This window comes from Picrophilus oshimae DSM 9789 (genome assembly GCF_900176435.1).
In the GTDB taxonomy this organism is placed as follows: Archaea; Thermoplasmatota; Thermoplasmata; order Thermoplasmatales; family Thermoplasmataceae; genus Picrophilus; species Picrophilus oshimae.
Genome location: NZ_FWYE01000003.1, coordinates 127,259 through 140,347, shown reverse-complemented (window position 1 = coordinate 140,347; position 13,089 = coordinate 127,259). Strand labels below are relative to the sequence as shown.

At 36.4% G+C, this 13,089-nt stretch carries 16 protein-coding genes; 6 read left to right on the top strand and 10 right to left on the bottom strand.

Annotation, left to right across the window (positions count from 1 at the left end):
* Positions 1–9 precede the first annotated feature (9 nt).
* Positions 10–864, bottom strand: a complete 855-nt coding sequence (locus tag B8780_RS06130; protein ID WP_011177907.1) for a ParA family protein — start codon at positions 862–864, stop codon at positions 10–12.
* 82 nt (positions 865–946) lie between these two features.
* On the opposite strand from B8780_RS06130, the gene B8780_RS06125 reads away from it, so the two are divergent.
* From B8780_RS06125 to pth2, 3 genes are read left to right on the top strand one after another with little or no spacing between them, the layout of a single operon-like run.
* On the top strand, positions 947–1,525 hold the full coding sequence (locus B8780_RS06125; protein WP_011177906.1) for a CBS domain-containing protein: 579 nt from the start codon (positions 947–949) through the stop codon (positions 1,523–1,525).
* On the top strand, positions 1,518–2,072 hold the full coding sequence (locus B8780_RS06120) for a CDP-2,3-bis-(O-geranylgeranyl)-sn-glycerol synthase (RefSeq protein WP_011177905.1): 555 nt from the start codon (positions 1,518–1,520) through the stop codon (positions 2,070–2,072). The genes B8780_RS06125 and B8780_RS06120 overlap by 8 nt, the downstream gene beginning before the upstream one ends.
* Positions 2,073–2,074: 2 nt before the next feature.
* A complete protein-coding gene (gene pth2, locus B8780_RS06115) occupies positions 2,075–2,416 on the top strand; it encodes a peptidyl-tRNA hydrolase Pth2 (protein WP_084273077.1) in 342 nt (113 codons plus the stop codon).
* Here pth2 and B8780_RS06110 read toward each other — a convergent pair.
* Positions 2,411–3,568 carry a PLP-dependent transferase gene (locus B8780_RS06110; protein ID WP_084273018.1) on the bottom strand — a complete coding sequence of 386 codons (1,158 nt, stop codon included), beginning with the start codon at positions 3,566–3,568 and terminating at the stop codon, positions 2,411–2,413. The two genes, pth2 and B8780_RS06110, sit on opposite strands and share 6 nt — an antisense overlap.
* A 60-nt stretch (positions 3,569–3,628) precedes the next feature.
* Between B8780_RS06110 and tmk the strand changes: the two genes are divergently transcribed.
* Complete coding sequence (tmk, locus tag B8780_RS06105) at positions 3,629–4,237, top strand: dTMP kinase (protein ID WP_084273017.1); 609 nt, start codon at positions 3,629–3,631, stop codon at positions 4,235–4,237.
* Here the strand turns inward: tmk and B8780_RS06100 are convergent.
* The 8 genes from B8780_RS06100 to B8780_RS06065 are packed head-to-tail and all read right to left on the bottom strand — an operon-like array spanning position 4,228 to position 11,418.
* Positions 4,228–5,364 (bottom strand): M20 family metallo-hydrolase, encoded by a 1,137-nt coding sequence (locus tag B8780_RS06100; protein WP_084273016.1) that lies wholly within the window; start codon positions 5,362–5,364, stop codon positions 4,228–4,230. The two genes, tmk and B8780_RS06100, sit on opposite strands and share 10 nt — an antisense overlap.
* 23 nt (positions 5,365–5,387) lie before the next feature.
* Entirely contained in the window at positions 5,388–6,314 is a 927-nt protein-coding gene (locus tag B8780_RS06095) for an alpha/beta hydrolase-fold protein (RefSeq protein ID WP_084273015.1), read from the bottom strand.
* A 28-nt stretch (positions 6,315–6,342) separates the two neighbouring features.
* Positions 6,343–7,077, bottom strand: a complete 735-nt coding sequence (locus B8780_RS06090) for a metallophosphoesterase (protein ID WP_084273014.1) — start codon at positions 7,075–7,077, stop codon at positions 6,343–6,345.
* A gap of 35 nt (positions 7,078–7,112) precedes the next feature.
* Positions 7,113–7,922 (bottom strand): ABC transporter permease, encoded by an 810-nt coding sequence (locus tag B8780_RS06085; RefSeq protein ID WP_084273013.1) that lies wholly within the window; start codon positions 7,920–7,922, stop codon positions 7,113–7,115.
* A complete protein-coding gene (locus B8780_RS06080; RefSeq protein ID WP_084273012.1) occupies positions 7,919–8,902 on the bottom strand; it encodes an ATP-binding cassette domain-containing protein in 984 nt (327 codons plus the stop codon). Before B8780_RS06080 ends, B8780_RS06085 begins: the two co-directional genes overlap by 4 nt.
* Entirely contained in the window at positions 8,880–9,311 is a 432-nt protein-coding gene (locus B8780_RS06075; protein ID WP_084273011.1) for a PadR family transcriptional regulator, read from the bottom strand. Before B8780_RS06075 ends, B8780_RS06080 begins: the two co-directional genes overlap by 23 nt.
* Positions 9,312–9,363: 52 nt before the next feature.
* Entirely contained in the window at positions 9,364–10,326 is a 963-nt protein-coding gene (locus B8780_RS06070) for a BadF/BadG/BcrA/BcrD ATPase family protein (protein ID WP_084273010.1), read from the bottom strand.
* 39 nt (positions 10,327–10,365) lie between these two features.
* The gene (locus B8780_RS06065; RefSeq protein WP_161939688.1) at positions 10,366–11,418 is read right to left on the bottom strand and encodes an ATP-NAD kinase family protein; all 1,053 of its coding nucleotides are present in this window, start codon (positions 11,416–11,418) and stop codon (positions 10,366–10,368) included.
* 69 nt (positions 11,419–11,487) lie between these two features.
* On the opposite strand from B8780_RS06065, the gene B8780_RS06060 reads away from it, so the two are divergent.
* Positions 11,488–12,171, top strand: coding sequence for a metallophosphoesterase family protein (locus B8780_RS06060; RefSeq protein WP_084273008.1), 684 nt, complete (start codon positions 11,488–11,490; stop codon positions 12,169–12,171).
* Between the two features lie 32 nt (positions 12,172–12,203).
* Entirely contained in the window at positions 12,204–13,076 is an 873-nt protein-coding gene (gene map / locus B8780_RS06055) for a type II methionyl aminopeptidase (RefSeq protein WP_084273007.1), read from the top strand.
* Positions 13,077–13,089: the final 13 nt, after the last annotated feature.

Genomic DNA, 13,089 nt, shown 5'->3' with positions numbered 1-13,089 from the left:
CTAGCTTTTTTATCTGACATACTCAAGCAGTTCTCTGGCTAACTCATCGTATCTATTAAATATTTCCCCCTCATATTTCTGCTTTATCGTGTTAAAACCGGAGTTAAAATCAGCCGCCTCCGTGATTTTTGCGCTTAATGGTATATACGATTTAAAAAGCTTTGGGTACTCACCCTTCTCAGCCTTGGACTGAAGACTCTCTATTACGTTTCTGTGAAGCCTGCTTCCAGATCTGTACATTGATATTAAAATACCAAGTGGATTTATCTTTATTCCGGCATCCTTTTTAAAAGATTCAATTCTTGATATGATCTGTGGTATTCCATATGTTGACAGTATATCTGGAATTGTTGGTATTATATAATAATCTGATATGTATATTCCTGACAGTGTTATTAAACCAAGGTTTGGCGGGCAGTCTATTATAACAAAATCGTATTTTTTTATGATGCCTGATAGTGAGTCTGCAAGCACGGTAACCGGTGATTTTACATAGTATCCTGTGTTTGATATCAATGGAAGCTTGTCCTCGAGATCTATTAACCTAAGGCTTGATGGTATCAAATCAAGGTTTTCTATACCGCCATTGATGTTTGAAACGCTTTTTACTACTGCCCTTTCACCGTTGAATGTATCCATGCCGTATATTTTATCATTAAAGAGCTGGAACAGTGTCTCGCCCCTTCTATCCTTTTCATACCATTTCATCTCGTCCATTAAGGAAACTGTTGCATTTGTCTGTGGATCAAGATCTATGACAAGAACACGTTTTTTATAATTATAAGATAAAAACTCGGATAATGCAACGGTCGTCTGTGTTTTACCAACACCGCCCTTTAGATTTATTATGCTTATAACTGTCACGAATTAAAAACGTACATAAATATATAAATATTCCTTTTAAAAACTTCAATAATTATTAATAGTAATTAATCATAATGATTTAATGCTTCCCAGTATTGAGGAACTAAGAAAAATGAGGAAATCCCTTGGTATAAGCCAGAAGGAGCTTGCAAGTATAAGCGGCGTCAGCCAGTCATACATAGCAAGGCTGGAAAAGGGAGATATAAATCCAACATATGATAAGATAAAAAAGATCTATGAGTATTTAAACAGTTCAGGCAACAGGGCCGGGAACATAGATATAAGGGCAGAAAAGATCATGACGAGGGATGTAATAACCTGTGAGGTTAATGATTCAATAATATCTGCATTAAACAAGATGAGGGAGAAGGGCTACTCACAGCTGCCTGTTTTAACCGGGGACAAAAGGATAATAGGAACAATAACCGAATCTGATATAAATGATATGCTTATAAAGGGAACATCTATAGAATCATTAAAATATATGACTGTTAGGAAGGTCATGGGTAAGGTTTTACCGCAGCTTGATAAGGACAGCCCGATATCAATGGTCTATCCATTATTAAAGTATTCAAGCGCGGTTTTAATTGTGGACGGATCAGAATTAAAGGGCATAATAACAAAGGCAGATATATTAAAAGCGGTAGAGATCTATGGTTAATATTATCATGGTTTTATATTCAATATTTCTGTTTCTACCGGCATTTATAGCAAATCCAGGGGCTGTTATAACTGGTGGGCATTTTATACTGGACCGCGGAAAAACCATTCACGGAAAGAGGATCCTTGGTGATGGAAAATCATTATCAGGCTTTATTGGAGGCTCGCTTATAGGCGTTTTGGCAGGCATTATTGTATATTATATAATATATATATCAAACATCGGCCTTGGCAACTATGGTAATAATATAATCTCTGCACTCCCGGTACTCTTTGCAATGAGCTTTGGCTCGCTTACAGGGGATATAACAGGTTCCTTTATAAAGAGAAGGCTCGGCATGAAGCGCGGTGCAAAGGGATCATTACTGGATCAATGGCCCTTTGTTTTGATGTCCTTTCTTTTTATATTTATATTTGCAAGGCATTTCTTCCTTGAATTCTACGGAAATTTTATAGCCATTATATTGATACTGGTTTTAACACCGCCGCTTCACCGTGGTGTAAACATACTTGGATATAAATTAAAGATGAAGGATGTGCCTTGGTAAAGATGGTCATAGCCGTTAGAAGGGATCTCGATCTCGGTAAGGGAAAGATAGCAGCACAGGTAGCGCATGCTGCAGTATCATGTGCATTGATCTCGATGAAAAAGAATAAAAAAATATTTAGGGAATGGATAAACACCGGTCAGAAAAAGGTTGTTATAAAGGTGGATAATCTCGATGAGATCTACAATTTAAAGAGAAAATTTGATGAATTAAAGATAATAAATGAGATAATTGTAGATGCCGGATATACACAGATAGATCCTGGAACGGTAACATGCATAGGCATAGGCCCGGCGGATGATGATGTTCTTGATGGCATCACCGGAAAATACCATCTATTATAATTTTGAAAGTGCATTTTCAAAATCTTTTATAATATCATCGATATCCTCTATGCCAGTTGAAAACCTTACCAGCGAGTCTGATATTCCAAGTGATCTTCTTTCTTCAGGTGAAAGCGATGCATGTGTTGTTTCAACAGGCATGGTTATCAATGATTCCACCCCGCCAAGGCTTGCAGCATAGGCAGGTATCTCAAGGTTTTTTATTAGCTTATGCGCATCCTCCATGCTGTTTAATGTGAATGACAGCATGCCACCGTAGCCCCTCATCTCCTTCCCGGCGATTTTGTGGTATTTATTATCATCAAGGCCGGGGTAGTTTACATTCAATACCTTTTTTGAATCCCTTAAAAACCTGGCAAGCTCCATGGCATTTTTATTATGCCTCTCCATCCTCAGGCCGAGGGTTTTTAGGCCACGGTATGATAGATATGCCTGGAATGCATCCGGCGATGCACCAAGTGTCTTTCTCATTTCTATTAAATTATTATAATAATTGTTTGTGCCGGCAATGCCAATAATTACATCGGAATGGCCTGATATGTATTTCGTTGCGCTGTGAACAACGATATCAGCACCGAGTTCCACAGGATTTTGATTATAAGGCGATGCAAAGGTCGCATCATCTATAAATAAAACATCATTTTCATGGCAGAACGCTGCCACGTTTTTTATATCAATTACCTTTAAAAGCGGGTTTGTTATTGATTCTGCATATACAAGATCGTAATTTTTGGCATCAAAGTCCAGGTTGTTTAATTTATCAACGTCTATGAAGTCCACATGAATTCCAAGAGTTTTTAACGTCCTTGAAAAGAACTGAAACGTTTGTCCATAGAGATCCATAATTGATAGTATTCTTTTCTTTTTTATATTTGATAGCACTGCGGCTGTTATCGCGCCCATTCCGGATGAAAATGCAACAGCATGCCCGGTATTCTCAAGGGCCCTGTATTTATCCTCAAGGGATTGCACAGTAGGATTTCCCCACCTTGAATATATGTATGGCATGCCGCTTGAGCTATCCATGTACTCGGATTCACTGTTTGGATAGATAAATGTGCTGTTTTCAAATATCGGTGTAACAACGTTTCCAATTTCCCTTATTTTTAAATCACCGGCCTGTACGGCCCTTGTATTAAAACCATTTAACATGATAAAATAATGATTATAATATTATAAACCTTTCAATTAAAACGTGAAGATTATTAAACAATGATCGATAATGGTTCAATGTTCATAGCCATAGAGGGCATTGATGGATCGGGTAAGACCACGCTTGCGGGCGATATTGCCAGTTATACAGGTTTTTATCTGACAAGGGAGCCAACAGACAGATTCTGCTATGATTACATAGAAGCCGATTACAATGATGAAAGCAGCATAATAAATTTTTTCCTCTTTACACTTGACAGGTACATGCACCAGAAGGAGATAAAAAACCATCTAATAAATGGTGTAATCTCAGATAGATATGTATTTTCTTCCATTGCATACCAGGGATCCGGCATGGAAAAAAGGTTTAAAAATATGGATGAAACAATATCATGGATGCTTGACGTCTCAAGATTTATAATAATGCCGGATCTAATAATTTATTTAAAAATCGATCCGGGGCTTGCGTTAAAGAGATTGAATCTCAGGAAGAATGAGAAAAAAAACACTGATGCCTTTGAGAGGCTGGAGATGCTTAAAAACGTTTCAAAATACTATGATTACATATTTTCAGGGATTATAAAGATACCTGTTATAAAAATCAATGCGGAAATGGAATATAATTATGTAAAAGATGAGGCGATAAAAGGATTAAATGATTATTTATAGATTATCCTCTCTATTGTTTTTGCATCCTTTATTATGTTGCTTATCCTGACAAATTCATCGGCCTGGTGTGCAACATCAACGTCTGTTGTTGACCATACAACCGCCGGTATTCCATTCTCCCTGAAGAATGCTGCGCATGTCCCGCCGCCAATGCCAACTACTTTTGGGTTTTCTATGGCATCTGATAGAAGCCTAACAATTTCACTGTCCTTCCTTGTTGGTTCAGGGGCATCCTCCCTCTGTATAATTTCATAGCTTATCCTTGCCGGGCTTTTAAAACCGGCTATTTCATCATCTATGAATTTTAGTACATCGTTTACATCATAATCTGGTAATATCCTGCAGTCAAGAAACTGGGAATCAAGGCCTGGTATTGTATTTATATTATCAACATTCTTTCCATGCTTTGTTATCTCAAAGGTTGAATATGGTGGATCAAAAACATCGTTTATTTTATTGTATTTTTCCTTGAGCCTTGATTCCAGATTTAAAACAAATTTGTATAACTCCTTTGTGGCGTTGATTGCCTCTCCTGGCATGCTGGCATGATACTGCCTTCCATGGGAATTTATCTTCAACCATAATATGCTTTTTTCTGCGATTTCTATCGTTCTTCCATCAGGTGTGCCGGCATCTGGCACTATTATTAAATCATCCTTTTTAAATATATTATTTTTAATTAAATACTTTATGCCGAAGTTGCTGCCCGTTTCCTCGTCTGATACAAATGCAAGGCCAAGATTAAATTTTAAACGGTCCGGCTTTAAATTTTTAAGCAGGAGCAGCGAGGTGAAGATGCCCTGACCGTTATCCTCGGTGCCACGGCCGTATATAAGATCGCCTGAAACCGTTGCCTGGTATGGATCATAATGCCATAGATTTATATCACCCTCAGGAACTGTATCCATATGTGATATTATCCATAGTGTTTTCTCCATGCTGCCTATCCTTACTATAATGTTTGGCCTGCCATCGATATCATATCTTTCGTAATTGTATCCAAGCTCTTTTATTATTTTGCATATCTCCTCGGCCTTCCTTGATTCACCAGGACCATCAGACAATGGCCCAACAGATTTCAATGGTATTAACCTCTTTGCGGTCTCAATTATAAACGATTCGTCCATGGCATGGTATCTTATTTAAAAATTTAATAGTTTTTAAGTATAACAGGAATTGAATCAAGATAAAAATGATTTGTGTTGAAATGCCCTGCATCGTATTCCATGTAAACATGGTCTATATTATTTCTTTCCAGTGTTCTGCTTATTATCTTCATGCCTATGTACATTTTGAATTCATCATGGATTCCTGTTTGAAGAACTATTCTCTTTTTCCTTAGATTTTCCAGATAATTGTTTACTGTTGAAACCGGGTCAAAGGAAAGCCAGTCATTCCAGTATTGGTTTAATGAGCCATCTGATAAATCGAATGGCAGGTTTATCTTATCATTCCTTGAATAGAATGCAGACATTGCAACCATGTTCATTGCCGTTAGTTCATCATTTGAATGTATGTATTTTTTATTAAAATTATCAATAAAATCATCTATTCCTGTTTTCTTTAATATATTATAAGCAACAGGAAAATCATTAAGATATGAATAATAAAAATATGAATCGCCGGAGATGTCTATAAATCCAGAGAATTCATCATGTTTCATTGATAGATTTATTGCCCCAAAGCCCCCTGATGATTTTCCAAATAAATATTTATCCCTGGGACCATATAGATCATCAAGATGTTTTAAAACATCTTTAACTATGAAGTCCTCGTAGTTGCCCACTGCCATTGAGTTTAGATACTGGTTTCCCCGCAGTGATGTCATTGTATCTGGAAGGGCTATGATAAAGCTATAATCTTTTGATATAATATTTAAAACAGATAAAAAATCCATGCCTGTATAGCTTCTGTTTAAAAAGCTCTCTGAACTTCCAAAGAAACCGGCAAGGCCTATAAGCACAGGGGTTCTATCATTTACATTGTTCTCTATGACTATTAAATCTCTTTTGAAATCGTCATTAAGTCTGTTGTTTTTTAATGATTCTCCATCAATTTTATATCTTTTTATCTCCATGGTTTAATATGCAATCATGGTTTAAAATTTATATCTCCATGCTTTTTGATATGTCCTCGATGTAGCCAAAATCAAGCAGGCCGAACTCATCTGTTATTCCATAGGCCCTGAATTTTTTTGAAACGTTCCTGAGAACGGGTGTGAAGTGCTCATCACTTAATAATGACTGCGTCACATCTGTGCCTGATGAGAAGAAGCTCATTGCCGGTGTTATTAAAACCTTATATTCCTCATTGTAGACAAATGCCGGTATCTTAAAAACACCACCGACACGGTCTCTCAGTGCAATTGATGGATGCTCATGCCCCAGAATTGTAATCTTTTTTATGCCAAGATCCCTGTCGCCATGGTATATATAATAATGATCGTCCTCGTAATAATTATAAATCCTTATATTCCTCGATTTTAGTATGTTTATTAGATAATTATCATGGTTTCCCCTTATATAGATTAATGAAACATCGTTTTCATATTTATCTATGAATCTATTTATATCATCCCATTCCTGTGGCAGGTTTCTTGAGAACTCCTGCTTGAAATCGCCATTTATAATGATCTTTTCAGGATTATACCTTGATATTATATTATCAATTATATTTGTAATATGGTTAAACTGCAGCTTTGGCAGAAATATACCATGAAGATTCATCTCATCCTCGAAGCCAAGGTGCAGATCAGAGACCACAGCGGCACCTATATCTGCCAGGTATGCACAGTATAAATTCGAAATGTAAACATTATCATCTATTCTTATGTCCTTCAATGGATATGTATAAAAATAAAGATATTAAAGATTTTTTAATTCTGAATTCCCTTTTCAGATGCAAAGTACGTTATTAATATCATAACAACGGCGAAGATAAATAGATATAAAAGATTAAGGCCAACAGAGTGCATCTGGGCCGCATTTAGATCACCGTTTATTATAACGGTTCTTATTGTATCAGCTGACCAGGATATTGGATTGTACATTGCAACGTGATGGAGCCAGGGCTGCATTATGGCACCCGGGAAAAGAGCTGTGCTTGCGAACATCAGTGGCAGGTTAACAAGATTTACTATTCCCATGATTGTGTTTACCTGTGTCATCTTTATTGCTATTACAGAGAATATTGAACCAAAGATCACCGAGATTAAAAGCATTGCAGTAAATAATATCAAAGCGTCAAATACTGTAAATCCGTGTGGAAACTTGAGGCCGTCAGGTATAACTGCGGCGATGCCTATTAGTATTGCAGCCTGAACAGCTATTTTAACAACCGATGCAAGCATTCTTGAAAAAACTATTGAGCTTCTGTGTATCGGTGATGCAAGAAACCTTGTTAAAACACCAAGACGCCTGTCCCATATAATGTTTATTCCTGAGAACATGGCGGTAAACAGCGATAGCACTGTCAATATGCCTCCAAGCAGGAATGTTATATAATCGGGTGCGCCGTTAAAGAATGACGAAACTGGAGCCCCTGGAAATGCGAATTTTGCAATGTCTATTGCACTGCCAAACAGGAGTACCCAGAATATCGGCTGTATTACGCTTACTATTAAATACGTTGGATTTCTATACCATTTCTTTAATTCCCTTCCGGTAAGTGGTAAAAGTCCGCTCATCTGCTTATCCTCCTCATATAATTCATTGTCTTTACATAATCCATTGGCGTTTCATCATTTATCTTCCTGCCGGTGTATTCGAGGAACGCCTCATCAAGTGATGGCTTTTCCACGGTCATCTTCCTGGGCCATATATGATTCCTGTATAATATATTCATTAATTCAGGAAGGATTGCATCAGAATTCTCAACCTTGAACCTTATACTGCTTCCATTTATGCTTGTCTCCTTTGCAGGGAAGTCCTTTAAAAGATTAACCTCTGATTCACTGTTCAATTCCATTGATATTATGTCCCCGCCAAGGCCTTCCTTTAATTCCTCTGATGTGCCAACCTTTAATAGCCTTCCATGGTCTATAATTGCTATATGATCTGCAAGTGCGTCGACCTCCTCAAGATAATGCGATGTTAATATTATTGTTATCCCAAGGTTTTCCTTTATTGCTTTTATATATGACCAGAGGTTTGTCCTTGTCTGTACATCAAGACCAAGGGTTGGCTCATCAAGGAATAATACCTTTGGACTGTGGACAAGACCTGCTATTAATTCAATACGCTTCCTCATACCTCCTGAATAGGTTGAAACAGGCCTTCTTGCCGCATCCTCAAGATCAACCATCTTTAAAAGTTCAAGCGCCTTGGCCCTTGCATCGCTCTTTTTTATATTATAAAAATCTGCTATCAGCATTAAATTCTCATAGCCTGATAAATCCTCATCTGTTGTCAGTTCCTGCGGCACTATACCTATTGAATCGCGAACCTTCATTGATTCCTTTACAATGTCGTGGCCATCAACTATGGCAGTCCCTGACGTTGGTTTTATTATGGTTGTTAGCATCTTTATCGTTGTTGTCTTGCCGGCACCATTCTGACCTAAAAGGCCGAAGATCTCGCCACTTCTAACGGTCATGTTTAAGTTATCGACGGCCCTTAAATTTTTATAAATCTTTGTTAAATTCTTAGTCTCTATTATATTCTCCATTTTCCATCACTATCCTTTTCTTAAGGTTTTCTATATCTGCTATTATGCTTTCCTGGTTTTCCTTTATGTATTCAGAATTTGCTTTTACAAGCTCGTTAAATAGATCCTTCATCTCCTTTCTTAAGGTCTTGAAGAAGGAATGGTTCTGCACGTAATTAATTGAAAACCTTTTGTATTCATCAAAGTTTTTATTAAAGTATTCCTTGCCCTTATCCGTTATTTTATATCCAGACTCCATTTTTATTATGTAATTTTCCCTTTGAAGCCTTCTTAATGATGGATATATCATTCCGGTGCTTGGTTTATAACGCTCGTCAAACTTTTCTATTATACCTTTTATTATTCCATATGGTTTCTTTTCCTCATAGTATATCTGATCGAGTATTAGCATGTCTGATACATTTACCATAGATGTATATATCTAAATTGTATTTAGATATATCTATTATAAAAAAAGATATTTATATGAATAGAAACTCCTTTTCAGCATCGCTTAAAAGCACGAGTTTTTGATCAATTTCGCTGATAATTTTATCCCTTAAGATTTCATCTATACCATTTTTCAATGATAGCATTTTTAATATGCCACCGGCGGCCACATGATATCCAAAAAAGATCTTTATACCAGGAAATCTCTTATAAAGCCTTTCCCTTATATGCTTTGAGCGCATTACGCCTCCAACAGAGCCTATTATAAATTTGCCATTGAAATGCCTAGACATTCCCAGAAGCATTAATTCAATCTCGTTGTATGCAAGGTCAAGAACATTTAAGGCTATTTTATCTTTATATGAAAGCTCATCCACCCTTGCTGCAATTGATGCAAAGAACCTTTTATTAAAATTGTTCTCAAGCTCGGCTACGGCATCCCTGAGACCAAGACCTGTAATTTCCTCTATTAGGTCTATCAAGGTTGTTTTGTCTATTAATCCATCATGGCTCTTTTCAGCAAGCTGTATTGCCTTTCTTGATATCCAGTAGGCAGAGCCGCAGTCATCTGTCAGGTAGCTCCAGCCGCCTATTCTGTGATTAACGCCGTTTATAATGTAACTGCCAACCGATCCTGTGCCTATCGCAGTTACAACGCCATCATTTCCCAATGTAACAAGAAATGTGCCTGCGTTACCGTCATTTTCTATTATATAATTCTGGCTTATTGAGGATACTATTCTGTTAAGCATCTCGCTGTGATATTTTGAATCGCCATAGCCGGCTATTCCAAAGAATGAATTGTTTATCTCCGGATTTCCGGCCATGTTTAAGGCGTTCTCCATGGCCTTTAAAATGTTCTTTTTTGATACATCCTCTGATACAGACCTTACATTGCTTGGACCTGAAACACCAATACCGGCAACCTTTTTGTTTAAATCATCGTAGACAACGGCAAATGTCTTTGTGGCACCACCATCAACCGATAGTAACATAACTCATGAATGAAACTTAAATAAAAAATCTTTTGAATGTCATTTAATTAGACGTTTCAAAGTATAAATGCCGTAACCTGTTATAACCTTTAAATATTTTGGTATTTCAAGCGATGTATCAATATCTATGTACAGATTTTTAATATTATTTATTTTATTCTTATCCGAGATTAAAATCAAATTTTTAAATCCAATTAGATCAAAAACCCTGCCAGAGATCTGTTTGTTGCCGCGGCCAAGAACAAAGCCCTGGCCTCCTATTGGCGATATTATTAATTTTGTTTTTCCGTTCAATGAGATATTATACAAAAATTCCTCATCAACATCATACTTAATTAATTTCATGTTTTTTATTACATCGAAACCAAGAATATTTGTTTTGTAACCAAGCGATTCAACTATAATTTTGCATGTTCTGCCAGGCCCTATTATATAATATGAATCATCCATGTTCTCAATTATGTACTCTGCTATATCGTATGCATCATCGTTATTATACTCGGCCTTTGATGATGAAACAATGTTATTTGAAACCGGTACCATTAATGATCCAAAATATTTTATCTTTAAAAGGCCGGACCTGTATGCATCCTCATCTATATCGTATACCCCAGAATCCATTGACTCAACGTTTTTATGAACATCCATGTAAAGGTCAATTGCATGGTTAACATTTATGCAGAAGATTGAGCTGTACATCTTTACACCTGCAGGTATGGCTATAACAGGTTTTTTAATATTTGATGAAACAATGTCCCTGGCGGTTCCATCACCACCTACAAAGATTATGTAATCTACATCGAAATCTTTCAGTTTATTTAAAAAATTTAATGTGTCATCCCTTGAGCTCGGCCATTTTGATTCGTATATAATTTTATAATTATCCCTGCCACTTGATTTAAATATTTCCTCTCCCATGTACAATGATGGTATATAAAAATTGTCCTCATCAAGGATGTTTTTAATAAATTTCATTGCGATCTTTATTGATACAGAGGCCCCAGGGTCTGATATTTTTAAATTGTCAGAGCCCTTATTATTTATCATGCCACCGTAGCCTGCCAGTGGATTTACAAAGAAGCCGAAATTCATAAGAAATGATGCATTTTTTATATATAATATATACCCAAGATTAATATAAGAAACAATTAATAAGGTTATATGAAAATTCTTATTATATCTGATATACATGGTAATTACGATGCATTAAGCTCTATAAATGAAAGCTATGATAAGATGATCTTTTTAGGTGATGCCGTTGATTATGGGCCTGAACCTGATAGAGTCATAGATTTTCTTAGAGAGAACAGCGATATCAATATAATGGGAAACCATGATAATGCCGTTGCATATAATCAGGATTGCATGTGCTCTTTTGATATGCACGATCTAAGCGAGAGGACCAGGGAGAAAATAAGCATGAAACTTCTAGGAAAAAACGATATAGATTACATAAAGGGCTTCAAAAGTTATGCTGAGATAAATATAGACAATAAAAGATTCTATGCCACCCATGGAAGCCCGATGAACAACCTAAATGGATACCTGTTTGCAACCGAGGCTGAAATGTTATACAAAAAAAGGGAATTTATGGAAAAATATGATTTTATACTGGTTGGCCACACGCACTTCATGATGATGTACCGAAATAAAATAATAAATCCAGGAAGTGCAGGCCAGCCAAGGGATAATAATTACATGCCATCGTATTTATTATATGACTCAAGGGATAACTCGTTTTTGTTTAAAAGATTTAATTACAATTATGAAAACACATTAAAGAAGCTAAAGAATCTGCTTGACGATGATACATATAATAAAATAAAGCGCTTTTACAGCCCATAGAAAATTAATAAATGATCATTGAATAAGCATCCATGGATCATGATGTAAAGGAAAAATACCTCCAGGCTGGAAAGATAGGAAAAATGGCGCTTGACTATGCACAGAGCCTGATAGAGCCTGGGGCATTATTTTACGATGTTGCTGAGAAAACAGAGGCATTTATAAGGGATAATGGTGCACTTCCATCATTTCCGGTAAATCTTTCAATAAACAATGAGGCTGCACATTACACACCTTACGAAAATGATAAAAAGAAGTTTAAAACCGGTGATCTTGTAAAGGTTGACCTTGGTGCAATGGTTGACGGATACATGTCTGATAATGCAACGACGGTTGAGGTCGGAAACACTGGAAAGTTCTCTGATTTAATAGATGCAACCAGGGAGGCTTTAAATAATGCAATAAAAATGATAAGACCTGGAATTGAATTATATAATATAGGAAATACAATAGCCGATACAATAAATTCCTATGGGTTTAATCCAATAAAGAACCTTGGTGGCCATGGAATAAACAGATATGATTTACATTCAGAGATATTTATACCGAATTACAACGATGGAAACGGCGAGCGTTTAAAAATAGATAAGGTAATAGCAGTTGAGCCATTTGCCAGCACCGGCATAGGCATGATACATAACGGCATGCCTGGTAATATATACATAGTCGAGGAGACAAGAATAGATAAAAATGAGGAGATATACAAAAATTTCAATACAATACCATTCGCCGAACGCTGGGTCGCAAAGCTTATGCCTGACTATAAGGAATATATAAGGAAAAAACTAAATGAAAGGTATATATCAGCGTTTCCTGTTTTGAAGGAGCATAAAAATTCTTACATATCGCAGGCAGAGCATACAATAATGGTATTAAGCGATGAGATTATAGTAACAACAAAATAAAAAATATAAATTA